Source organism: Kribbella sindirgiensis, assembly GCF_004331435.1.
Taxonomy (GTDB): Bacteria; Actinomycetota; Actinomycetes; order Propionibacteriales; family Kribbellaceae; genus Kribbella; species Kribbella sindirgiensis.
In genome coordinates this window covers 1-22,919 of sequence record NZ_SJKA01000015.1, presented here as the reverse complement: position 1 = coordinate 22,919, position 22,919 = coordinate 1, and the positions used below count along the sequence as shown (strand labels likewise).

Annotated in this window: 22 protein-coding genes and 1 pseudogene; 17 read left to right on the top strand and 6 right to left on the bottom strand. The window is 69.4% G+C overall.

The window, feature by feature from the left end; translation table 11 throughout:
• Nucleotides 1-58: 58 nt before the first annotated feature.
• Nucleotides 59-3,358: a LamG domain-containing protein gene (locus E0H50_RS32445; protein ID WP_165547373.1), complete on the bottom strand. Its 3,300-nt coding sequence runs from the start codon at nucleotides 3,356-3,358 to the stop codon at nucleotides 59-61.
• A gap of 267 nt (nucleotides 3,359-3,625) precedes the next feature.
• Between E0H50_RS32445 and E0H50_RS32440 the strand changes: the two genes are divergently transcribed.
• Genes E0H50_RS32440 through E0H50_RS32430 form a run of 3 tightly spaced genes read left to right on the top strand, consistent with a single transcriptional unit; the run spans nucleotide 3,626 to nucleotide 6,605 of the window.
• Nucleotides 3,626-4,282: a response regulator transcription factor gene (locus E0H50_RS32440; RefSeq protein ID WP_131294793.1), complete on the top strand. Its 657-nt coding sequence runs from the start codon at nucleotides 3,626-3,628 to the stop codon at nucleotides 4,280-4,282.
• Nucleotides 4,279-5,655: a sensor histidine kinase gene (locus E0H50_RS32435; protein ID WP_131294792.1), complete on the top strand. Its 1,377-nt coding sequence runs from the start codon at nucleotides 4,279-4,281 to the stop codon at nucleotides 5,653-5,655. The genes E0H50_RS32440 and E0H50_RS32435 overlap by 4 nt, the downstream gene beginning before the upstream one ends.
• Entirely contained in the window at nucleotides 5,652-6,605 is a 954-nt protein-coding gene (locus E0H50_RS32430) for a TAXI family TRAP transporter solute-binding subunit (protein ID WP_202868430.1), read from the top strand. The genes E0H50_RS32435 and E0H50_RS32430 overlap by 4 nt, the downstream gene beginning before the upstream one ends.
• Nucleotides 6,606-6,665: 60 nt before the next feature.
• Here E0H50_RS32430 and E0H50_RS43200 read toward each other — a convergent pair whose 3' ends face one another.
• Both E0H50_RS43200 and E0H50_RS32425 read right to left on the bottom strand, forming a co-directional pair.
• On the bottom strand, nucleotides 6,666-6,803 hold the full coding sequence (locus E0H50_RS43200) for a hypothetical protein (protein ID WP_165547372.1): 138 nt from the start codon (nucleotides 6,801-6,803) through the stop codon (nucleotides 6,666-6,668).
• 66 nt (nucleotides 6,804-6,869) lie between these two features.
• Nucleotides 6,870-7,085: a hypothetical protein gene (locus E0H50_RS32425; protein ID WP_131294791.1), complete on the bottom strand. Its 216-nt coding sequence runs from the start codon at nucleotides 7,083-7,085 to the stop codon at nucleotides 6,870-6,872.
• 160 nt (nucleotides 7,086-7,245) lie between these two features.
• Between E0H50_RS32425 and E0H50_RS32420 the strand changes: the two genes are divergently transcribed.
• From E0H50_RS32420 to E0H50_RS32410, 3 genes are all read left to right on the top strand, one after another.
• Nucleotides 7,246-7,521, top strand: coding sequence for a DUF1876 domain-containing protein (locus E0H50_RS32420; RefSeq protein WP_202868429.1), 276 nt, complete (start codon nucleotides 7,246-7,248; stop codon nucleotides 7,519-7,521).
• 113 nt (nucleotides 7,522-7,634) lie between these two features.
• Nucleotides 7,635-9,590, top strand: coding sequence for a heparinase II/III domain-containing protein (locus E0H50_RS32415; RefSeq protein ID WP_238151508.1), 1,956 nt, complete (start codon nucleotides 7,635-7,637; stop codon nucleotides 9,588-9,590).
• A 269-nt stretch (nucleotides 9,591-9,859) separates the two neighbouring features.
• Nucleotides 9,860-10,471, top strand: a complete 612-nt coding sequence (locus E0H50_RS32410) for an Rv1733c family protein (RefSeq protein ID WP_131294789.1) — start codon at nucleotides 9,860-9,862, stop codon at nucleotides 10,469-10,471.
• A 48-nt stretch (nucleotides 10,472-10,519) separates the two neighbouring features.
• Here E0H50_RS32410 and E0H50_RS32405 read toward each other — a convergent pair whose 3' ends face one another.
• Nucleotides 10,520-10,828: a 2TM domain-containing protein gene (locus E0H50_RS32405; RefSeq protein ID WP_131294784.1), complete on the bottom strand. Its 309-nt coding sequence runs from the start codon at nucleotides 10,826-10,828 to the stop codon at nucleotides 10,520-10,522.
• A 153-nt stretch (nucleotides 10,829-10,981) separates the two neighbouring features.
• On the opposite strand from E0H50_RS32405, the gene E0H50_RS32400 reads away from it, so the two are divergent.
• From E0H50_RS32400 to E0H50_RS32370, 7 genes are read left to right on the top strand one after another with little or no spacing between them, the layout of a single operon-like run.
• Nucleotides 10,982-12,439, top strand: coding sequence for a DUF4389 domain-containing protein (locus E0H50_RS32400; RefSeq protein ID WP_131294782.1), 1,458 nt, complete (start codon nucleotides 10,982-10,984; stop codon nucleotides 12,437-12,439).
• Nucleotides 12,440-12,472: 33 nt separating this feature from the next.
• Nucleotides 12,473-13,480, top strand: a complete 1,008-nt coding sequence (gap, locus tag E0H50_RS32395) for a type I glyceraldehyde-3-phosphate dehydrogenase (RefSeq protein WP_131294780.1) — start codon at nucleotides 12,473-12,475, stop codon at nucleotides 13,478-13,480.
• Nucleotides 13,481-13,502: 22 nt separating this feature from the next.
• Nucleotides 13,503-14,477, top strand: a complete 975-nt coding sequence (locus E0H50_RS32390) for a PEP/pyruvate-binding domain-containing protein (protein WP_131294778.1) — start codon at nucleotides 13,503-13,505, stop codon at nucleotides 14,475-14,477.
• A 5-nt stretch (nucleotides 14,478-14,482) separates the two neighbouring features.
• Nucleotides 14,483-15,073 (top strand): 2-oxoacid:acceptor oxidoreductase family protein, encoded by a 591-nt coding sequence (locus tag E0H50_RS32385; protein WP_131294776.1) that lies wholly within the window; start codon nucleotides 14,483-14,485, stop codon nucleotides 15,071-15,073.
• Nucleotides 15,057-16,232, top strand: a complete 1,176-nt coding sequence (locus E0H50_RS32380; RefSeq protein ID WP_131294774.1) for a transketolase C-terminal domain-containing protein — start codon at nucleotides 15,057-15,059, stop codon at nucleotides 16,230-16,232. Before E0H50_RS32385 ends, E0H50_RS32380 begins: the two co-directional genes overlap by 17 nt.
• 9 nt (nucleotides 16,233-16,241) lie before the next feature.
• Complete coding sequence (locus E0H50_RS32375; RefSeq protein ID WP_131294772.1) at nucleotides 16,242-17,231, top strand: thiamine pyrophosphate-dependent enzyme; 990 nt, start codon at nucleotides 16,242-16,244, stop codon at nucleotides 17,229-17,231.
• Nucleotides 17,232-18,866, top strand: coding sequence for an NAD(P)-binding protein (locus E0H50_RS32370; RefSeq protein ID WP_131294770.1), 1,635 nt, complete (start codon nucleotides 17,232-17,234; stop codon nucleotides 18,864-18,866). It begins immediately after the preceding gene.
• 9 nt (nucleotides 18,867-18,875) lie between these two features.
• Here E0H50_RS32370 and E0H50_RS32365 read toward each other — a convergent pair whose 3' ends face one another.
• A complete protein-coding gene (locus E0H50_RS32365) occupies nucleotides 18,876-19,331 on the bottom strand; it encodes a type II toxin-antitoxin system VapC family toxin (RefSeq protein WP_131294768.1) in 456 nt (151 codons plus the stop codon).
• A complete protein-coding gene (locus E0H50_RS32360; protein ID WP_131294766.1) occupies nucleotides 19,321-19,590 on the bottom strand; it encodes a type II toxin-antitoxin system Phd/YefM family antitoxin in 270 nt (89 codons plus the stop codon). Before E0H50_RS32360 ends, E0H50_RS32365 begins: the two co-directional genes overlap by 11 nt.
• A 236-nt stretch (nucleotides 19,591-19,826) precedes the next feature.
• Between E0H50_RS32360 and E0H50_RS32355 the strand changes: the two genes are divergently transcribed.
• From E0H50_RS32355 to E0H50_RS32340, 4 genes and pseudogenes are all read left to right on the top strand, one after another.
• Nucleotides 19,827-20,693: a universal stress protein gene (locus tag E0H50_RS32355; RefSeq protein WP_165547371.1), complete on the top strand. Its 867-nt coding sequence runs from the start codon at nucleotides 19,827-19,829 to the stop codon at nucleotides 20,691-20,693.
• Nucleotides 20,694-20,763: 70 nt separating this feature from the next.
• Nucleotides 20,764-21,711, top strand: a complete 948-nt coding sequence (locus E0H50_RS32350) for a DUF2157 domain-containing protein (protein WP_131294762.1) — start codon at nucleotides 20,764-20,766, stop codon at nucleotides 21,709-21,711.
• Nucleotides 21,708-22,565, top strand: a complete 858-nt coding sequence (locus tag E0H50_RS32345; protein WP_202868428.1) for a hypothetical protein — start codon at nucleotides 21,708-21,710, stop codon at nucleotides 22,563-22,565. The genes E0H50_RS32350 and E0H50_RS32345 overlap by 4 nt, the downstream gene beginning before the upstream one ends.
• Nucleotides 22,566-22,661: 96 nt before the next feature.
• Nucleotides 22,662-22,919: pseudogene (locus tag E0H50_RS32340) on the top strand (fructose-bisphosphate aldolase); the annotation flags it as partial.

Genomic DNA, 22,919 nt, shown 5'->3' with positions numbered 1-22,919 from the left:
CCTCTCATCGAACGGTGCAGAATCCAGCGGGGCGGAACTGTTCCCACGAGCAGGTGGGTCACAGCTGGGACGGCAAGTACAGGTCGGCGATCTGCTGATCCGTGAGCACACCGGAGTACAGCTGTACATCGTCGATGGCGCCGGTGAAGAAGTCGCCGAGGCCGGCCGCCGACGTCCACCCGGCTCCGAAGCGGGACGAGCCGGCCGCGTTCCACGCACTGCGGTGATACGTCTCGGCCACGAACTGGCCGCCGACGTACAGCCGCAGCATCTGATCCTTCGCGTCGTACACGCCCGCGACGTGCGTCCACCCGCCGGCCACCGGCTCGTCGAACGGGCCGACCGCCGTGTGCACCTCCGCCGACGCCGAGTCCGCGACCGGCATCGCCACCGACCAGCGGTAGCCGCCGTACATGTCGTCCCAGGCGTATCCCAGGCGGAAACCGCTGACCTGCGAGCCGTCCTGACTGATCACGACCTCGTTCTTGCCGACCGCGGACGGCTTCACCCAGGCGGCCACCGTGAAGCTGCCGTCGGTGCGGACCGCCGGCCCCGATGCCGTCAATACACCAGTGCTGCCGTTCAATTGCACGGCGTTGCCGCTCTTCCCGGCCACGCGTGACACACCGCCCGCCGACCAAGTGGCCGGGTGCGCCCCGGCGGTGTCCCCGGCGGTCGTGCCGGAGCTCTCGTCCATCAGCCAGAGACCGTCGCGCCGAGCCACCTGCTGGATCTCGCCCGGCAGCAGTACCCGGTTGTGCACCTGGAGCTGGTCCAGATCACCCGGCCAGTACTCGCCGTACACGCCGTTGACCTTCGAGCGCCCGATCTGGAACGAGCCGGCCGCGCTCCACGGTGTGGTGTACGCCGTGGTGGCCTCGAGAACGCCGTTGACGTAGAGCCGGATCTGGGCGTTCGGAGCGTCGTACACACCGGTCAGGTGCACCCACCTGCCGTCCGCCACGGGCACCGTGGTGGAGGTCGCGCTGGTGTAGGTCGGCGAGGCGACGTCGGCCGAGGTTCGGCTGAAGACCCACCGCCGGGCGGAGCTCGAGTAGGACAACGTGAAGGCGCCGGCCTGGCTTCCGAGTTGGGTGGCCACCACCGCGTTGTGCGAGGTGCCGGTCAGCCGCACCCAGCCCGACACGGACAACGAGTTCAGAGTGTTGACCACAGACCCGGTCGTCGCGGCGTACCCCGTCGTACCGTTGAGCGTCAGGGCACCGCCTTGCCGGCCGTCGCCCCACGATGCGCCGCCGCCCAAGGTGGCGCTGTACCTGCCCGGCGCGGAGTCGACCGCCACCGTGCCGTCACCGGTCTCGTCCAGTCTCCAGTCCGCGACCGGTCCCGGGGCCGCGCCGGCGTAGAACACCGCCGTCACCACCGCGGAGCGGTTGCCTCCGGCATCGACCGACCGGACGTGCAGCCAGTTCACGTACCGATCCGGTACGACCGAGATCGCCGCCTCGCCACCCGCCTGCGACGGCGTCGCGGTCAGGTTCAGCGCTGTCGACGTACCGTTCACGGTGTACTCGTACTTGACCACGTCGGACTCGCCGTTCGCGCCGAACGTGACCGGCAGGCCTGTCCCCATGACCGCGTTGCCGGTCCCGTTGTCCGGGAACCCCGACGACACCGCCGTGGGCGCCTCAGGCGCTGTGTCGTCCACGGCGAACTCACACCACGGACTCCACGCACTGACGTCGATGCCGTCCTCGGCCCGCACCCGCCACTTGCCGACCGCACCGTTGCCGAAGGCACCCGACGGAACAGCGGTCGCCACGACCGTCGGCGTCGCGCCCGCGACTGTTGGCGAGACGTACTCCCCGACCGGAGCCGAACCGTCGACCGCCCACCACTCGAAGTGCGCCTGGACCGAGTTGTCAGCGTCCTGGAGAGTCGCTCGAAGCGTCGGCGTCACCGTGGACACGACCAACCGGTCGGAACCCGTCACACACGACGCCGAGCCTTCTGTGGTGAGGTTGGCGGGGTTGTCGGGGATCGTGTTGTAATCGATGGTGATGCTCGGGTTGTTGGCGAACTTCTTCCACGAGTACGAATCGTTGCCGGTCTCCGCCTTCGTCGACGCCCGAAGTCCCTGTGTGACGTTGGACCAGCCGTTGGCCGCGGCGTTCGTGACCTGGCTGGTCACGTTGAACTCCACCCCGGCGGCCGGGCAACTGGACGACGAGAAGCCCTTCGCGAAGCTCTTCTTCTCCATCTGGTACGCCCAGGTCGGCTGGTTCTTCCAGGTCGTCGCCGAGGAGATCGGGTTGGTCGCCCACACCTGCACCTCGCGTGCCGTGCAGGACCACGACCAGTTCTCGAAGGTCTGCAGGGTGGCCTTGAGGATGTGCTTGTACTTCACGCCGCTGGTGTCGAACTGGAAGAACGAGCGCGTGCGCTTCTGGTCCGTGCCGTCGTAGCCCACCCGGGCGACTTTCTCCGACGTGCCGAGGTTCGCGCCGTTGTAGAACGACGTGGTCGGATAGTTGCTCCACACCTGGGTCCAGGCCTGCTTGGCGCCGGACCACGACGGGTCGATGTAGACCGGGAACCGGGTCGTCTTGGCGGTCAGCAACGCCCGATCCGGCACGAGCGACAGCTGATCCCCGGCGACCCGGGCGCCGACTGCCGTGACCCGTCCACCGGGCTGTACGGCGGACCCGTGACCGGAGGAATCCCACATGTACGGCGCGGGTCCACTGAACACGACCTCGCCGGCCGGATCGGTCGCGGTCAGACCGGCTGCCGTGGAACGAACCACCAAACCCTTGGTTGTCAGGCGATACGGCAGCGACCCGAGCGCCGGGTCCAGCGCGGCCGCCGCGTTCTTGACCACCAGGATCTGCGACAGACCGGCCGTCGATGCTGTCAGGACGAGGTCGACACCGGGCAAGACCTCCTGGTAGGTCGCGGTGTCGCCGGACAACACCGGCTGGGGGAGTCTGCCCGGCCAGCCGACGGCCAGCTCACGGCCGTCCCGGCGAAGCCGCACCAGAGGCGTATCGCCGCCCCCGGAGAACGCCAGATCGAGCGGGCCGGCGACAGGCGCCACCGTTCCGTCCGTTCTGGCCCGCAACGTCATGTCCACCGGCACCCAGCCGGACCACCCGCGTACTCGCGTCGGCAACGCCGACTCGTGCCTGGTGTACGAACCGTCCGGATTGGCGAACACCTGCCCTGTCTCGGTCGTCAGCGTGTCGACCTCGACCTGGTGTCCTGTTCTGGCGGCGACATCGCGTGCCTGTGCTTCGTCCAACACCGTCGAGGCTTCGTCCAGCGCCGTCGCGGACGCGGCCGGGGTCGACGCGATGACGACCAGCAGACTTCCCAGGAGGGCGAGGACACTGCTCATCGCCACCGCCAACCAACCGGCCTGACGCGGACGTTGAAGAGTACGAGACGGCATGACGGCCTCCACGGGGCGACGAAGGAGAACTGAATCCTCGGTGTCAAGGAACACGGTTCGGCGCTGTCGCGTCCACGAGGCCCCTCGCGATCCTGCGCGTAGCGACAACAGGCGTGCGCGTGCACACCGGCACCTCAGAGGTTGTGCTCAAGGCCACGTAAGGATTCGGCGCCTGGGGTTGCGCAGTGCGGCGGTTGTCACGACATTGACGTCGTGCGGATACTGATCGCCGAGGACGACGACAGCGTCGGTGAGGCGCTGGTCGACGTCCTCGGCGCGCATGGTCATCAACCGGAGCGGGTCTCCAGAGGCGCCGACGTACTGCTTCGGCACAGCTCGGCCGATGTCGTGTTGCTGGACCTCGGCCTACCCGACGGAGACGGGCTGGACGTGCTGCGAAAGCTGCGTCAGGTCAGCGAGGTACCGCTGCTGGTCGTCACCGCCCGCGGTGACGAGCGGTCCGTGGTGCGCGGCCTGCGGCTCGGGGCGGACGACTATCTGGTGAAGCCCGTGCGGTTGGGCGAACTGCTGGCCCGGATCGACGTGGTGGTCACCCGTCGCGCCCGGAGCTCGCTGCCGGCCGGGGTGGTCGAGGTGGGTGACGTCGTGATCGACCTGACCGCTCGACGCGTCAGGGTCAGGGACCGGGAGATCGCGCTCACTCCGAAGGAGTTCGACCTGCTCGGGGCACTGGCGCGCCGAGCAGGTGCCGCGGTGAGCCGCGAGGTGATCCTCGACGAGCTGTGGGGCGACGCGTTCCTGGCGAGTTCGCGGGCACTCGACGTCCACCTTGCCCAGCTACGCGTCAAACTCGGCACTCCCGGCCTGATCACCACCATCCGCGGTTTCGGATACAGACTCGGCTCATGAGGACGCGAGTTCTGATCGTGCTGACGATCTTCTCCCTCGTCGCGGTTGCCGGGTTGGTTCTGCCGCTCCTCGCGACCACCTCTCAGGCCCGCACACAGGCGCTGTTGCTCAGCCGCGTGGCAACGCTCGACCGGCTCGCGGCACTCGCCAGGGAGGTGAAGGATGCCGGCGACCTGGCCACCGTGCAGGCAGAAGCAGACCGGGTGACCGAACTGTACGGCGAAGACCTGCTGCTGGTGGGCCCGAGCGGATACCCTCTCGTGTCCACCGGCTCGCTGGACCTCGACGATCCGGGTGTGCGGGAGACCCTGGCCTCCGCGTCGCGGAACCTTGCGCAGACGTCCCTCGACCCGGTTCGGCCGTGGAGCGATCCGCACCATCTGCTGGCTCGTCCCGTCGGCACCCCACACGAACTGGCCGGCGCGGTCGTGCTCCGCGTCGACGCCGGCCGGGCGATCTCCGGCGTACGTCGCGACTGGGCGCTGATCGTGACCGGGGCGATCGCCGCCGAGCTGCTCCTCCTCGAGCTGGCGATCCTCCTGACCCGCTGGGTGGTCCGTCCGGTCCGGCGGCTCGAGGAGGCGGTCGTCGGCCTTGCCGAGACGCCGACGACAGGCCCGGCCGTCATGCTGTCCGGCCCACCTGAGCTGCGCCACCTGACCCGGTCGTTCGCGGACATGGCGGCCACGGTCACACGATCTCTCGAGATGCAGCGCCGGATGGTGGCCGATTCGTCCCACCAGCTGCGGAACCCGCTGGCGGCCGTCCGCCTCCGGCTCGACGCCCTGGCCTCGGAGCTCCGCGATCCGTCCAGCCCGCGGTTCGCCGGCATCCAGCAGGACCTTGATCGGCTCGAAGCGCTGCTCAACGATCTGCTCAAGCTCGCCGAGGCCGAGAGCCGGCGGCCGGATGCCGTGGTCGGTCAGTCGGTGGTGTCCGAGGTGCTGCCCGGTGAGGTGGGAGCGTGGCGGCTGCTTGCTGCCGAGAACGGTGTCGACCTGGCAGCCGAGCTCGCCGCCGTACCGCCGGTGGCGATCAGCGAAATTGATCTACGACAGATCGTCGGCGCTCTCGTCGACAACGCGATCAAGTACTCCGGCTATGGAGCACGGGTGATCGTCCGGATCGAGAAGTCGGGCGCGGACGGCGTACGGCTGAGTGTCGTCGACGACGGACCAGGGCTGCCCGAGGAGCACCGTGAGTTGGCGTCGCAGCGGTTCTGGCGCGCCGACCAGCACCAGTCGTCGCGAGGCAGCGGCCTCGGTCTGGCGATCGTCGACCAGCTGGTGAGCGCTGCCGGCGGGACGCTCACGATCGAGGCGGTGACGCCACACGGTCTGGCGGTTCACGTCGACCTGCGGACGGCGACATGAGCGGCACAGTAGGCATGGAGCAGGGCATGCTGCGCTTGTCCCGGCGGACTCTGCTGGGTGCCGGACTGGCGTCGTTCGTCGGTGGTTGCAGCTCCGACCGACCGCTCGTGGACCGGCTGGTCGTGGCCGGCGGTGAACGTGGCGGGTTCTACTTGGAGTTCGCGCAGCTGCTCGCCACCCAGCTGAGGGCTGCGAAGGTCGCCCGGACCGTCGAGGTGCGGTCGACCGAGGGCAGCCTGCAGAACCTCGAGCTCCTGCGTCTCAGGCAAGCAGACTTGGCAATCTGCCTCGCCGACGCCGCGGCGCAGTCTCGCGAGGTTGTTGCCCTGGGCAGGGTTTACGAGAACTACCTGCAGTGCGTGGTCCGCGCGGCCGGACCCGCCCGCAAGCTGCCTGACCTCGTCGGCAAGCGGGTGTCCGCCGGGCCACCGGGCGCCGGTGCCGCGCTGACGACGAACCGGCTCCTCAGCGCGGCCGGCATGCACGCCGAGCGTGCCCCCGTGATCGCCAACCTCCATCTGTCCGACGCCGCGGACGCACTGGCCGCAGGACGGATCGACGCGATGTTCTGGTCCGGTGGGGTACCGACCCGGCGGCTCACCGATCTCTCCGCTCAGGTGCCGATCCGCCTGCTACCTCTCGATCGGTGGCTGGCCCCGCTGCGCACGACGTACGGCGTGGTCTATCAGCGGGCGCAGATCCCGGCCGGGACCTACAGCGGTGTCGAACAGGTCAGCACCATCGGCGTACCGAACCTGCTGATCTGCCGACCCGAAGTCCCCCGCGCGATCGCGTCGAAGATCGTCGACGTACTCGTCAACCGCGCAGCGGGGCTGGTACCGGCCGCCGCGGTCGGCGCGCACTACCTCGACCCGAACTCACTCATCGGCACCAGCCCGCTGAAACTCCACCCGGGCGCCGCCGACCGCTACCGCACCGTCCACGGCTGAAGCCGGCGAGTCGCCCGACAGCGACCGAGCCATCTCCGCAGCGGCCGGCCGGTCGGTGGATCAGGGCAACAGCCGGACGATCGTCATCGTGACGAAGACAGCGAGCACGGCGATCGCGATCACCCGGATCGCGATCCGCAGCGGCCGGCTCCACCACGGAAGCTTCTCGGTGTCCGGGCCTGGCCGGCGCGTGCTCATCCGATCCTCCTTCGGTCCGCAACGACAGGAACCCTCCGGATCGCCGTCCCACGGCAGCGCCGAAGCTCACGGATCCGCGGAGTCGCCCGACGGCCCCTCGGCCGCGGGCGGTTCGCTCTTTTCGGCATCGTCCTTCGTGTGCCCGGCCTGGTGCCGTTCCTTGTAGAGCTCGATCCCCAGGTGCCGGACGATCGCCTGCTCGGCCACCGTCGCCCCGGTGCGCCGGCGGAGGACGGCGCGCTGCGCGTCGGTCTGCGTGCGGTGCTTCTCGAAGTCGCTCATGACTGACTCCCTTCTCGCATCTCCAGCACACGCCTGACCGCGCACGCCCGGCAGGGCAGAAGTTCCCGTGCGTGTGGACCGGATGGCCCTGGTACGTCGCCGGCGGAACTCCGACGATGGCCGCGACAGCGAAGATCTGCGCAGGCGGAAGGACGAGATCATGATCACCAGCAGGCGGTGGCGCGTGGACATCTACGTCGACGAGCACGACGACGAGCGGACCACCCGGGCGGAGGCCCGGTTGCAGACCAACGACAAGACGCACCTGGTCGGCCACGGCGCCGCCCATCGCAACCCGGACGACGCCGAGATCGCGGAGATCGGCGACGAGCTGGCCGTGGCCCGGGCGCTGTCGGACCTCGCGCACAAGCTGCTGCACGCCGCCGCATCCGACATCGAGGCGATCACCCACCAGGGCGTTCACCTGCACAGCTGACGCTGACCGGCCTAGTCCGATGGGGACCTTGGTCTCTGGGGAGCGTCGACGACGAACCGGACCCTCGATTGCATCGCCGCCGGGTGGCGGCGCTGCAAGAGGGGGACAGACCGATGAGATTCACACGAACCTACGGCGTCATCGCGGGGATCGCCGTTCTTCTGGTGGGGGCGGCGGGAACCGCCACCGGCAGCATGCGAGCACCGACGGAGACGCCCGGGATCACGATCACGCCGGCACCGGCGGCTCCGGGACAGGCCCAGTTCGTGCCCGGTGCGAGCAACTACGTACCCGCGACGTCCGCGCCGGCCACGGATGTCGGAAAACAAGCGGTACAGACTCTCGCGGCACCGTTCTACGCGTGCCCGGGTTTCAGCGGGCTGGATGCCCAGAACCCGTTGGCGAATCTGTACGCCGACAAGTTCACGTGGCAGCCTTACGCGGCGTACAAGGTCGGCAACGGTGGCGGCAACATCAACTGGGCGCTGAATCCGTACAAGAACGCCAGTTGGTACATGTGGTTCCACTCGCTGCGCTGGCTCGGCCAAGGAATCATTGCCGGGAGCAAGGGTGACCTGACGGCGCTGACCCGGGTGAACACGATCGCGTACGACTGGTACCGCGACAACCCGTACTCGTGGAAGGCGAACGTCGGCGCGTGGGAGTCCACCATGCACCGCACCAACGTGCTGATCTGCCTGCGCCAGGCGATCCTGTCCGGGCTGAAGGTCACCACAGTCCCCGCTCGCTATGCGTGGGTCGACGCGGCGCTGCTGAGCCACGCGCGGTTCCTCACGAACTACTGGAGCGGTGCCTGGAACCACGGCACCGACGAGAGCATCGCGCTGTTCGGCGTCGGGGTCACCTTGAGCCGCAGCGACTACAAGAATCTCGCCGTGCAGCGGTTGGCGGCGGCGATCACCACGTCGATCGACGCGCAGGGGTCGACGAACGAGCAGTCGACGGGCTACGCGTCGTTCAACTACTCGCTCTGGGGCCGGGCGATCACCGTGCTGCAGAACGGGGGAGTCGATCCCGGTACGACGATGGTGACCCGGCGGGCGCTGCTGGGCAAATGGTTGACGTTGGCAACGAACTCGCTGGGCAAGCTGCCGCAGATCGGTGACACCGAGCTGCAGGCGACCTATCCGTGGCCGGGGACGCCGATGGAGTACGCCGGATCGCTGGGTACGCGGGGCACGGCGCCGCTGTGGCGGGTCGGGGTCTACTCCGCCGGTTATGTGTTCGGGCGCACCGGCTGGGGCACCGATCCCGCACGCGGGTTCGCGGGCGAGTCGGCGTACAGCATCCGGTTCGGGCCGGCGCGGGCGTTCCACGGGCACTTCGACCACACCGGCATCACCTACACGGCGCGTGGGCGCGACATCGTCATCAATGGTGGGTACGCGGCGTACAACGCCGGTGTCTGGCGCACGTGGACGCTCGGTCAGACTGCGCACAGCGTGCTGTCGACACCGATGTCGACGAACCTGAACCCGGTCACGAAGCTGACGTCGTACTCGGTGAAGACGAACTCGGAGTCGTACGTGCTCACCGATGTGCCGGGCAGCGGAATCAGCCGGGTACGGCGGGTGCTGGTGCTGAAGGACCCGGATCTGATCGTCACGTGGGACACAGCCTCGGCCCGGACGGCCCAGGCGTTCCAGACGTTGTGGCACCTGCCGGCCGATCAGCGTGCGACCGTGTACTCGCGGACGACCGCCACGGCGATGGCGCCGGGTGACAGCACGAGGACGGTCCTCTTCCAGCTCCCGTTCAAGCAGGCACTGCCGGCCGGAGCGACCCTGGTGAAGCAGGGGCAGACCAGCCCGATCCAGGGGTGGACCTACCCGAGCAGCTACGTCCGCAAGTCGGCGCCGACGATCATGATGGCTCGCTCCGGCACGACGGCGTCGATCCTGTCGTTCGTCGTCCCGGTCCGCGCGTCGGGCGCGGTGACCTACAAGTCCTACTGGTCGGGGACGACGTTCATGGTCTCCCTGAACGTGGGTGGAAAGGCAGCGTCCATCGCGATCTCCGGCGGCGGTTCGCTCTACCGAGCCGGCTGACCCGGTCACGAGACCGGGGCACGTACTGCTGGAAGTGACGCCCGTGAAGGTCCTGATCCGCGAGTGACGAGGGTCCGGCGCAGCTCAGGACCTTGGGCCCTGACCCCAGCGCGCCGGACAGCCGAATCTGGAAGAGCAGGGGACAGACCGGCTCGCCGGAACCGAACCGACAAGGGGTGGCCGAGAGCCACGAGACCCGCCGTCGCCAAGACGGACAACGGTCCGGGGAGCCGGTCCCCTGCGTCCAAGCCGGATCAGGGGAGGTCGTCATGAGTGCCGCGAAGCAACGTTCTGGGGAGCTGTGGGCGCTCATGCAGGCCCGTCGGCTGGGAATCGGCCGCAACCCGTTGCGCCGTCAGTCGGACCGGTTCGAAACCGTGCTGCTCTGGTGCGCGTTGACCGTCGCGCTGCTGATGATCCCGGTCGGGGCGGCGATCGGCAGCGGCGTACAGAACTCGCTCGACGCGTCGTCGGACCGGCAGCGGGCCGCCCTGCACCAGGTGCAGGCGCGGACCCTGGAAAGCGCGGAACACGACGTGCCGAGTGTGCCCGGTGACGTGCTGACCATCATTCAGGTCGGGTACGTCGACACGCAGGGCGTCGACCGCCAGGGCTACACGAGCGTGGTCAGGGGCACCAAGACCGGTGCGGACGTGACCGTCTGGCTGGACAGCTCCGGGACCATCGTGGCCGCGCCGCGCTCCACGGCGGACGATGCGGCGTTCGGGATCACCGCGGGGATCTTCACCGTGTTCGGTTCGTGGCTCGTGCTGTGGGGACTGTTCCGCCTCGCACGGGTGCCGCTGGACCGGCGCCGGCTGCGTGCCTGGGACACCGAATGGGACACCATCGCCCCGCGCTGGCTCCGCGGCCAGAAGTAGGCGGCCAGAAGTAGAGCCGGTCCCTGAAGCGGAACCGGCTCGTTTCCGTCAACGACGCCGTACGATCCGCTCCATCGCGGACTGCACCGCGGCCTCGCTGGGCGGCGGCCAGAACACGTCCCAGGCGTGGAAGATCAGGCCGATGCCCCAGCCGAACAGCGGAAAGGCCGGCCAGAAGAACCCGGCGCCGGTGAGATACCAGATGACCATCAGGAAGATGTTCACCGTCAGGTAGGCGAGGACGTGACCGGCCAGGTCACGCCGCTTGCGCAGTTCCTCGACCGCCTGCTCGCGCAACTTCTCGTCGGGGTCGGCCGGCAGCGGCCGATCGACGACCTTCTCGTCCTTGACTTCCATCACTGCCTCCTTGCTCCTCGTCTCCAGCGTGTGCCGCCGCGGGCCGGCCGGTCAGGGCAGCAAGACGTGCCTCGGGCAGGACCTTCGGCTCTGCTGGTCCGGCGGTTCCCGGTTCGACGCTGGCAGGAGACGACAAGCGACGGGAGGACCGTGATGAGTACGACGACGTACCCGGTCCGGGTGGACGGGGCGCTCGACGATCGGCTGAATCGCTGGTTGTGGTTGGTGAAATGGGTGCTGGTGATTCCGCACCTGTTCGTGCTGGCGGTGTTGTGGATCGCGTTCGCACTGCTGAGCTTCGTGGCGTTCTTCGCGATCCTGTTCACCGGCCGCTACCCGCGGGGAATCTTCGACTTCAACGTCGGGGTACTGCGGTGGAGCTGGCGGGTGCAGTTCTACGCGTACGGTGCGCTGGGCACCGACAAGTACCCGCCGTTCACGCTGCACGACGTACCGGACTATCCGGCGCACCTCGAGGTGAAGTACCCGGAACACCTGTCCCGCGGGCTGGTGCTGGTCAAGTGGTGGTTGCTGGCGATCCCGCACTACATCGTGGTCGCGTTCTTCGTCGGCAGCGGGACCTGGTTCGCGACGCAGGCGGACGACCGGGCCTGGGCGTGGGGCGGTGGGCTGGTCGGCCTGCTCGTTCTGGTGGCCGCGATCGTGCTGCTGTTCACGGGAAGGTATCCGCGATCGGTCTTCGACTTCGTCCTGGGGATGAACCGCTGGGCGCTGCGCGTGGCGGCGTACGCCGGGCTCATGGTCGACGAGTACCCGCCGTTCCGCCTCGACATGGGCGGTGACGACCCCGGTACTACGAAGCTGCACGAACCGCCGTCCGCGGGCCCACCACCCGTTGACCGGCCGCTGCGGCAGCCGGGTGAACCGGGTCGGCCTGGGGTACGGATGACGGCCGGGCGGATCGTCACACTTGTGGTCGGCGTCGTGGTGACTCTGGCCTCGGTCACCGGCCTGGCCGTCGGCGGCGCGCTGGCCTGGCTCGACGAGGGACGCCGGGACTCGGCCGGCTTCGTCACCTCGGGTCAGGTGACGCTGAGCACGACGGGCTATGCGCTGACGAGTGAGAACTTCACGATCGACATCGGCGCCACGACGGTCCCACGGGACTGGTTCGGTGACGTGCGGATCCGCGTGGCCTCGACCGACGGCGTACCGGTGTTCGTCGGCCTGGCGAGGTCGGCTGATGTGGAGACGTACCTGGCCGGTGTCGGTTACGCCACCGTCAGGTCGATCGGGACCGACCGGACGACGTACGACGACCATGCCGGCGGCGCGCCGTCGTCTTCGCCTGCCGAACTGGAGATCTGGCGGGTCCAGTCCTCCGGTCCGGGTGAGCAGACGATCACGTGGCCGGTCGAGAACGGCGACTGGACGCTCGTCGTGATGGCGGCCGACGGCAGCGCGAACATCGGTGTCCGCGCGGACGTCGGGGCCACCGCTCCGTCGCTGGAGTGGGCCTGGATCGCGGTGCTCGCGAGCGCCGGTCTGACGCTGCTGCTCGGTGTCGCCCTCGTCGTGGTGGCGGTCGTCCGGCGGCCGCAGCCAGGACCTTCGGCCCTGCAAGGACCGCCGCCCGCGCCGATGGAATGAGAACAACGGAAGACACCGACTGAAGGGCCGATCATGAGCGTACGAGTGGGGATCAACGGGTTCGGGCGCATCGGGCGGGACTACCTGCGCTGCGTACTCGACCGCGGATCCAGTGGCATCGAGGTGGTGGCGATCAACGACGTCGCCGCGCCGGAGACGCTCGCGCACCTGCTCCGCTACGACTCGACGTACGGCCCCCTGAAGGAGGAGGTCGGTCACACCGAGAAGACGATCACGGTCGGCGGCCGGACCCTGCGGGCCACCGCCGAGCGTGATCCTGCCCGGCTGGACTGGGCCGCGGTCGGCGCCGACATCGTGATCGAGTCGACCGGGAAGTTCCGCACCCGGGAGGGCGCCGGTGCACACCTCACCGCCGGTGCCCGCAAGGTGATCCTGTCGGTGCCGGGCAAGGACGTCGACGCGACCGTCGTGCTCGGCGTCAACGAGGACGACTACGACCCGGCGACCCACGACGTCATCTCGAACGCCTCGTGCACCACGAACTGCGTGGCGCCGATGGTGTCGGTGCTGCACCGGGCCTTCGGGATCGAGCGCGGGCTGATGACGACGATCCACAGTTACACCAACGACCAGGTGCTGCTCGACTCCCCGCACAAGGACCTGCGGCGCGGACGGTCCGGGGCCGCCAACCTGATCCCGACCAGCACCGGCGCGGCCCGTGCGGTCGGCCTGGTGATCCCGGAGCTGGCCGGCAAGATCGACGGCGTCGCGGTGCGGGTGCCGATCGAGGACGGCTCGCTCACCGACCTCTCGGTCGAGCTGTCCCGGGCGGTCACGGTCGACGAGGTGAACCAGGCGTTCGCCGATGCGGCGGCCGGTCCGCTGAAGGGCATCCTGCGCTACACCACGGACCCGATCGTGTCGCGCGACATCGTCGGCGATCCGGCGTCGTGCATCTTCGACGCGCAGCTGACGCAGGTCCGGGACCACCTGGTCAAGGTCTTCGGTTGGTACGACAACGAGTGGGGCTACACGAGCCGCCTGGTCGACCTGACCGAGCTCGTCGCCACCTCGCTCTGACCTCAGCAGCTCTGGAGGAGAGATGAACACCGAGTACGTCGTACGGCTCGACGGCGACACCGAACCCGCGCCCGCGGAGCAGATCGGGGTGAAGGCTTCCCGGCTGACCGGGCTCGCCCGCGAGGGAATCCGTGTTCCCGAAGGGTTCGCGGTGACCGCGGCGGCGTACCGGGAGTTCGTCCAGGAGGGCCGGCTCGGCCCGTCGATCGCGCAGGCGATCCGCCGGTTCCGCGCCGGCCGTGACCTGGTCGTCGCGGCTGCCGAGATCCGGTCGGCGTTCCGGGACGCGCCGGTGCCGACCGGGCTCACCGACGAGATCATGGCCGCGTACGACGAGCTGGGCGGCGACGGTACCGATGTCGCCGTACGGTGCAGTCCGGTCGAGCCGGCGGACGACGTACAGGACGACGTGTTTCTGCACCTGCGGACCGGAGCCGACGTGGTTGCGGCCTGCCGGAGGTGCTTCGCGTCGCTGTTCAACGTGGTTGCCGTCGGCAACCGTGAGGCGATGGGCGGCGACCACCTGAAGGCCGTGATGGCGGTGACCGTCCAGTCGATGGTGCGTGCCGATGTCGGCGCCTCCGGTACGGCGCGTGGCGAGAGCACGTTCGTCCGCGTCCGCGCCGCGTGGGGTCTGGGAGAGCCGCCCGTCGGCGACGCCGACCAGTACTCCGTTCACCCCGGCAGCAGGCCACTGATCGTGCGGCACCGCGGCGCCAAGCTGACCAAGTCCGTGTACGCCGATCCGCGCGGTACCCAACGCATCCCCACGACGTACGACGAGCGGATGGCCCTGGTGCTGTCCGACGACGAACTCCGGCAACTCGCCGAGTGGTCCGAGGCCGCCGACAAGCATTTCCGCCGCCCGATGACGCTGGAGTGGGCGAAGGACGGCCTGTCCGGGACTCTGTACGTCGTCGAGGTCCGCCCGTGGACGGTTCCCGCGGTGACCATCACAGCCCGCGGCCGCGGTGTCGCCGTACCGCAGCTCGGGTGAGCCCGATGTTCGAGGTGCGGATCCACGGCCGCGGTGGCCAAGGGGTGGTGACGACGGCCGAGTTGCTGTCGGTCGCCGCGTTCGCCGAAGGGCAGCATGCGCAGGCGTTCCCGACGTTCGGGTCGGAGCGAACCGGCGCGCCGGTGGTCGGATTCTGCCGGATCGGCGACCGGCCGATCCGGACCCACGAGCCGATCGCGGAGCCGGACGCGGTGATCGTGCAGGACGCCACCTTGATTCATCACACCGATGTGTTCGGCGGTCTCGGCGACGACGGTTATCTGCTGATCAACACGTCATGGTCGCTCGCCGAGCTCGGACTGGACGCGTTCGTCGGCCGGTTCAGGTCCGGACGCGTACTGACGATCCCGGCGACCGAGCTGGCGCTGACCCATCTGGGCCGGCCGCTGCCCGGCGCCGTACTGCTGGGCGCGTTCGCCGCGCTGACCGGACAGGTGCAGGCCGAGTCGGTGGTCACTGTCGTCCGGGACCGCTTCGCCGGACAGATTGCCGAAGGCAACGTCGCGGCGGTCCGGGCAGCCTTCGAGCTGGCCCGGCGGACACTCGAGGAGGCAGCTGATGCGCTCACAGATTGAGGGATCGCGCGCGGTCGCGGAAACGGTCGCGCGCTGCCGCCCCGAGGTGATCTGCGCGTACCCGATCTCGCCGCAGACCCATATCGTCGAGGCACTGAGCCGGCTGGTCGCCTCCGGTGAGCTCGCGCCGTGCGAGTTCGTCAACGTCGAGTCCGAGTTCGCCGCGATGTCCGTGGCGATCGGGGCGTCGGCGACCGGCGCCCGGGCCTACACGGCGACCGCCAGCCAGGGCCTGCTGTACATGACGGAGGCACTGTTCAACGCCGCGGGGCTCGGCCTGCCGATCGTGATGACGGTCGCGAACCGGGCGATCGGTGCCCCGATCAACATCTGGAACGACCACAGCGACGCGATGTCGCAGCGCGACTCCGGCTGGATTCAGCTGTACGCCGAGAGCAACCAGGAGGCGGCCGACCTGCACGTCCAGGCGTTCCGGATCGCCGAGGAGCTCTCGCTGCCGGTCATGGTCTGCATGGACGGATTCGTGCTGACGCACGCGGTGGAGGGGGTCGACGTACCGTCGCAGGAGCAGGTGGACACGATGCTGCCGCCGTACCGTCCGCGTCAGGTGCTGGATCCCGACGACCCGATGACCATCGGGGCGATGGTCGGCCCGGACGCGTTCACGGAGGTCCGGTACCTCGCGCACCTGCGGCACCGGGAGGCGCTCACGGTGATTCCGCGGGTGGCCGACGAGTTCGCGCGGGAGTTCTGGCGGAGCTCCGGTGGGCTGGTCCGGCCGTACGGCTGCCTGGGCGCGGAGACGGTCGTCGTCGCGCTCGGCTCGGTGCTCGGCACACTGAAGGACACCGTCGACGAGCTCCGCGCGGAAGGCCTGAGTATCGGCGTGCTCGGCGTGACCACGTTCCGCCCGTTCCCGTCGAAAGCGGTGCGGGCCGCGCTGCGCGGTGCGCGCCGGGTGGTCGTCCTCGAGCGGGCACTCGCGGTCGGGATGGGCGGAATCGTGTCCGCGGACGTTCGGGGGAGTGTGCCGGAGGCGTCGATCACGACGGTGATCGCCGGCCTCGGCGGCCGTCCGGTGACCAAGGCGTCGCTGCGGACGATGCTGACCGAGGCCGCGGCCGATCGCCTGAAGCCGTTGACCTTCCTGGACCTGAAGGACGACGTGGTCGAGCGCGAGCTCCGGCGGACGGGCTGAGGAGGCACCATGCCTGCGCAACGCATCAAGTTCTACCAGACCGGCAGCTTCGCGGTCGGGAACCGCCTGCTCGATCCCGAGCAGCGCTCGGTACAGGCGGGCGCCGATCGCGCGAACTCGCTGACCATGGGCCATCGCGCCTGCCAGGGCTGCGGTGAGGCGCTCGGCGCGCGGTACGTGCTGGACGCGGTGATGCGTGCCGCCGGCAACCGGGCGGTGACCGTCAACGCGACCGGCTGCCTGGAGGTCTTCTCCACGCCGTACCCGGAGTCGTCGTGGCGGGTCGCCTGGCTGCACTCGCTGTTCGGCAATGCGCCCGCGGTGGCCACCGGTGTCGCCGCCGCGCTGAAGGCGAAGGGCCGGACCGACGTACGTGTGGTCGGTCAGGGCGGTGACGGCGGCACGGTGGATATCGGGCTGGCGTGCCTGTCGGGGATGTTCGAGCGCAACGACGATGTGCTGTACGTCTGCTACGACAACGGCGGCTACATGAACACCGGCGTACAGCGGTCCGGGGCCACTCCGCACGGCGCCGTGACGACCACGACACCGGCCGGGAACTCGTTCGGCCAGGGCAAGAGCCTTCCGCTGATCGCGATGGCCCACCGGATCCCGTACGTCGCCACCGCGACCGTCGCCGACCTGCGTGACCTCGAGTCCAAGGTGACCAAGGCGATGGAGTACCACGGCGCGCGCTACCTGCACGTCCTGGTGCCGTGTCCGCTCGGCTGGCGGACGGCCTCGGACGAGACGATCCGGATCGCCAGGCTCGCCACCGAGACCGGCATCTTCCCGGTCTTCGAGGCAGTCGACGGCGAGGTGACGGAGGTGACGCGGATCCGCCGGCTCCGCCCGGTCGTCGATTACCTGCGGCCGCAGGGACGGTTCGCGCATCTGTTCGGCGAGACCCCCCGCGACGACGTGATCAGACGGATCCAGGCCGAGGCGGACCGCACCGTCCGCGTCTTCGGCCTGACCGAACCCGACGAGGTGAGTTAGATGCCTGAGGCAAACAACACCCATCCGTACGCGATCACGCTGGACGTCGGCTCCAGCCTGGCCAACAAGACCGGGTCGTGGCGGACCGAGCGACCGGTGTACCTCGACCGGCTGCCGCCGTGCAACGACGCCTGTCCGGCCGGGGAGAACGTCCAGGAATGGCTCTCGAAGGCCGAAGAGGGCGACTACGAGGCCGCCTGGCGGCAGATCATGGTCGACAACCCGTTCCCGGCCGTCATGGGCCGGGTCTGTTACCGGCCGTGCGAGACCGCGTGCAACCGGGCGACGCTGGACGAGCCGGTCGGAATCAACTCGGTCGAGCGGTTCCTGGGCGACGAAGCGATCTCCCAGGGATGGTCCATCGGTACCGACGCTCCACCCAGCGGAAAACGGGTGCTGATCGTCGGCGCGGGGCCCTCGGGGCTGTCGGCGGCGTACCACCTGGCACGTCTCGGCCACGAGGTCACCGTGCGGGACGACTCGCCGGAAGCCGGCGGCATGATGCGGTACGGCATCCCGTCGTACCGGCTGCCGCGGGACGTCGTCGACGCCGAGATCCAGCGGATCTCCGACCTGGGCGTGCGGCTCGAGCTCAGTACGGCGGTCACCGATCTGGGTGGTGCGCTGGACGAGTTCGACGCCGTGTTCCTGGCGGTCGGCGCGCACATCGGGCGCCGGGCCGACATCCCGGCCGGTGACTCGGCGCGCATCGTCGACGCGGTGTCGATGCTGGCCGGGCTCGAGAAGGGCGAACAGCCGCTGCTGGGCCGCCGCGTGGCGGTGTACGGCGGCGGCAACACCGCGATGGACGTCGCCCGGACCGCGCGGCGGCTCGGAGCCGCGGACGCGGTCGTGGTGTACCGGCGGACGCGTGACCGGATGCCGGCGCACGACATCGAGGTCCAGGAGGCGCTCGAGGAGGGCGTCCGGATGCGCTGGCTGTCGACCATCGTGTACGCCGGTGGCGACCGGGTGCGGATCGAGAAGATGCGCCTGGACGAGACCGGGTTCCCGCAGCCGACCGGGGAGTTCGAGGAGCTGGACGCGGACTCGGTGGTGCTCGCGCTGGGGCAGCAGGCGGACCTGGCGCTGGCCCGGGATCTTCCCGACGTGGCCGTCGCCGACGGCGTCGTCCAGGTCGACGGCGCGATGATGACGGGCCGCGCCGGCCTGTTCGCGGGCGGCGACATGGTGCCCGGCGAACGCACCGTCACGGTCGCGGTCGGGCACGGGAAACAGGCGGCGCGAAACATCGACGCGTGGCTGCGGGGTACGGCGTACACGCATCCGGACCGGCCGGCGCTCGCGACGTACGACCGGCTGAACACCTGGTACTACTCGGACGCGCCGGCGACCGTACGGCCGCAACTGGACGTCGCGCGCCGGATCACGACGTTCGACGAGGTGACCGGTGGACTGACCGCCGAGACCGCGCTGTTCGAGGCCCGGCGGTGCATGTCCTGCGGCAACTGCCTCGAATGCGACAACTGCTTCGGCGTCTGTCCCGACAACGCGATCATCAAACTGGGCCCCGGCAAGGGCTACGAGATCGACCTGGACTTCTGCAAGGGCTGCGGCCTCTGCGCCACCGAATGCCCGAGCGGAGCCATCACCATGTTCCGCGAGCGGTCCTGAGATGGCTTGTTACCGCTGGAATGTCTTCGGCCGGGTGACCGGTACGACGGTGAGTAGGTCGTCAAGGCCCTTGAAATCGTCGGCGTTCGTGGTGAAGAGGGGGATGTCCTCGGCGATGGCGATGGCGGCGATCATCAGGTCGGCGACGCGCCGCCGGGGCTTGCGGCCGGCGCTGACGACGGCTGCGCAGACTCGGCCGTAGGCACGGGCCGCTTCCGCGTCGAACGGGACGGGATCGAACTCGTTCTCGGCGCGCTGGAGGACGTCCATCCGCCGGGCGCGTTCGGCGTGTTCGTCGTACTCGTCCTGTTCGTGGTTACCGCGGACCTCGTGGGGGCCCGCGGAGAGCTCAGCCAGGGTGATGGCGCTGATGGCGATCTCGGACGGGAGCTCGTCGGGGTCGATCCACTTGCGCAGGATCATGATGTTGGTGTCCAGGAGACCCTGCTGGTGTTCAGTGGGCATAGGGGTCGTCCAGTTGCTGGTTCGACGTGGCGTCCTGGTCAGTCCGGAAGGCATCGATGGAGATATCGGGGGCCGTCCTGGACATGGCTGCGAACTCGGCGCGTGGGACGAAACGCCGCCGGCGCCGCAGCGGAATCAGCTCGCCGATCCGGTGCCCGTCCCGCGTGACGGTGAAGGACTGACCGCTCTGGACGGCGTCCATGATCTCTTTGGACTTGGTGCGCAGATCGCGCTGGGTGATTTCCGGCTGTCCGGTCATGCGTCCAGATTAGTAGGTTGTGCCACGATGTGCTACCAGATAGCACATCGGCCTCCGCGACCTGTACTCCGCTCCGACGGCCACTACGCCTCCTCGGCTCCACCGCCGCACTCAGAACCGCTCCCGAAACAGGGTCGTTGGTCCCTGCCGCGAGCTGTGCGCTGCGGTCAGGATCGTAAGGGCATCGGCGAGAGGGGGTTTCCGTGGACGGGTTTGGCAAGGTGCGGCCGTTTGGCGTGCGGCCGATCGTGGTCGGGTACGACGGGACACCGGCGAGCGATGCGGCCGCGCGCTGGGCCGCGGGGGCGGCGCAACGACTCGGCCGCGGGATGCGGATGGTCCAGGTGATTCCCTGGCCGGCGCTGCGCAGCAGGGGTGGCGCAGCGGTTGCGCTCGGTACGGATGCGCTCGGGCGGGCGGCCGAACGGCTGCTGGACAAGTCCTGCCGGGACATTCGCCGCCGGCACCCCGAGGTGGAGATCGATACCGAAGTACTGATCGGCGACCCGGTGCCGGTGCTCCTGCGGGAAGCGGCCGGTGGCTCGTTGCTGGTGCTCGGTTCCCGCGGTCTGAGCGAGCTGCGTGAGGTCGCTGCGGGATCGGTGATGGCGCACATCGCGACGCACGCGGCCAGCCCGGTCATCGTCGTACCGGCGGACTGGCGGCCGCGACCGGATCGCCCGCGGCAGGTGGTTGTCGGCGTCGACGGGTCAGCGGAGAGCTGGAACGCGATCGCCTTCGGTTTCGAGTTCGCCGAGCAGACCGGTGCGGGGGTCACCGCCGTCCTCGCGTGGCACGATCCGACGAGCACGGGGCCTGGCGACATGCTGTTTCCCGTCCACGACCGCGACGCTCTGGCGGAGGACGGGGCTGTGGTGCTGAGCGAGGCCGTGGCCGGCCAGACCGTCGACCATCCGGACGTGCACGTCACCGAGAAACTCGTCCACGGAACGCCGGCGAAAGTCCTCGAGGACGAGGCCCGCGAGGCCGACCTGCTGGTCGTCGGATCCCGCGGCAGAGGCCGGATCCGCGGGTTCCTGCTCGGCTCGGTCAGCCGTGCCGTCCTGCACCACGCGATCTGCCCGGTGGCCGTCGTGCGCTGAACCATCGGCCCTGCCCGGCACAGGACGTTCGGCCCTGCCCCGCCCGCGTGCCTCGGCGGACGGTAGAGATATGAGGGCATCGAGCAACGACCGGCGGTCGGTGTCGAACCTGATCGACCACTGGGTGGCCGAGGGCCTGATCACGGCCGGACAGGCCGAGCGCATGCATGACGAGCTCGGCCGGCCCGCGCCCCGCACGCCGGCGGACGACCACGGCCGTACGTCGTTGGTCGTGGAATCACTCGCCTACCTCGGCGGTGTGATCGTGCTCGTCGCGGCCGGTCTGATCAGTGCGCGGTACTGGAGTGCGCTGGGGACCACTGGCCAACTGGCCGTCGTCGGCGGCGCCGCGGCTGCGTTGCTGCTGGCCGGCGGAATGGTCACGAGTCCCAGTGCTCCTGGCGTCCGGCTGCGGTCCGTGCTGTGGCTGCTGTCGACAGCTGGTACCGGAGCGTTCCTCGCGCTGTTCGCCGACGTCGTGCTGGACTTCGACGGCAGTGCGATCGGAGCACTGGCAGGTGGGGGAGCGGCCGCGCTCGCCTCGGTGTTGTGGTGGCGTCTGCCTGTGCTGACGCAGCAGGCGGCGTTCTTCGTCGCGGCGATGCTCACCGCCGGTGCGACCGTCGCCGAACTGACCTCCGATCCGCAGCTCCCGGGGCTGGCCGTCTGGGGAACCGGTGCGATCTGGTTCCTCCTCGGGTGGCGCGACCTGGTGAAGCCGCGCCGGCCGGTCCAGGCGCTGGCGGCTGCCGCCGCGCTGATCGGCGCGTTGATGACGCTTCCGGCCGACGCCGGGATGGTGCTCGCACTGTGCACCGTCGTGGCCGTCGTGGTGCTGGCGGTCGTCTTCGGCGACCTGCTGCTGCTCGCGGTGGGCGCGCTCGGCGCCTTGAACATCCTGCCGGTCGTGGTGAACGAGTGGTTCCCAGGAGACCTGGCGGCGCCGCTCGTGCTGCTGGTCGTGGGCGCCTTGCTCGTCACGACCGCCGTCCACACAGCCCGAAAGGGGAAGCCATGACCGAGATCGGACCTGGACGTGCGCCGGACCGCCTGGTTCGCGACGTCCGTGCGCGTTTGGCGATCGCGATCGCCTGCCTGGCGATCATCGCGCTCGCCGTGACGATGGTTGTCCTGGTCAACGATTCGGGTGAGCCGTCCGGGAGCCCGCAGGGACCGGGGCCGACCGTCACGCAGACCGAGCCTACAGTCACCGTCACCGCAACGCCGAAACCGTCACAGACCACGAGCACGCCGGCCCACCGGACCTTCCGCTACCAGCCGCTGTGGCCGTTCACCTCCGAGGCGGCGGCTGCAGCCTGGCAACAGGCCTACCGCAGCGGCGGCACGCAGCCCTGGCACCTCGACCCGGCGCAGACCGCGCTGTCGTTCACAACCGGGTTCCTGGACTTCGACGAGATCGACCTGGTGGTAGTGAAGTCGGTCCGCGGCGACGAGGCCTACGTGTCGGTCGGCTACCGCGCCGACGGCAACCCGCCGTCGGTGGCGGCCGTCATCCACCTCGCCCGGTTCGGGCAGGGCGACGACGCGCCGTGGGAGGTCGTCGGGACGCGGGACAGCCGCCTGACGCTGACCCAGCCCAAGTACGGTGCCGCGGCCAGTTCGCCGCTCACGGTCGGCGGGCGGATCACCGGCGTCGACGAGGCGATCCGCGTCGACGTACGGCAGGCATCGACCGGAGCCCGGCTCGGAACCGTCAGCGGTGTGCCCGCGGGCGGCCAGGCGCAGCCGTGGTCCACCCAGGTGACCTTCCAGGGAGCGACCGACCCCGTGATCGTCGTCGTCGCGTCGACCGGCGGCCACTACCAGGGCGTCGAGGCGTTCGCGGTCACAGCGATCCGCACCGTCGACTGACAGCGACGGTCCAAGGTCCCGGTGGAACCGGGCCCGACGGCTCTGCCCTGACGGGCGCCGGCACAACGACAGTGGAAGCAAGTGGAGGTAACCATCATGCAGACTCGGCCATCGCTGAACGAACTCGGCCTGAGTGCCGGTAAGAAGGCGCGGTTGCACAGGATTCTGTTCGACCACGGCCTGCGCAACGGTACGGCGTTGTTCCTTCCGTACGATCAGGGTCTCGAGCACGGTCCGCGGGATTTCTTCGCGAACCCGGTTGCGTCGGATCCGGCGTACGTCATGAAGTTGGCGATCGCGGGTGAGTTCAACGGGGTCGCGATTCAGATCGGGTTGGCGGAGAAGTTCTTTTGG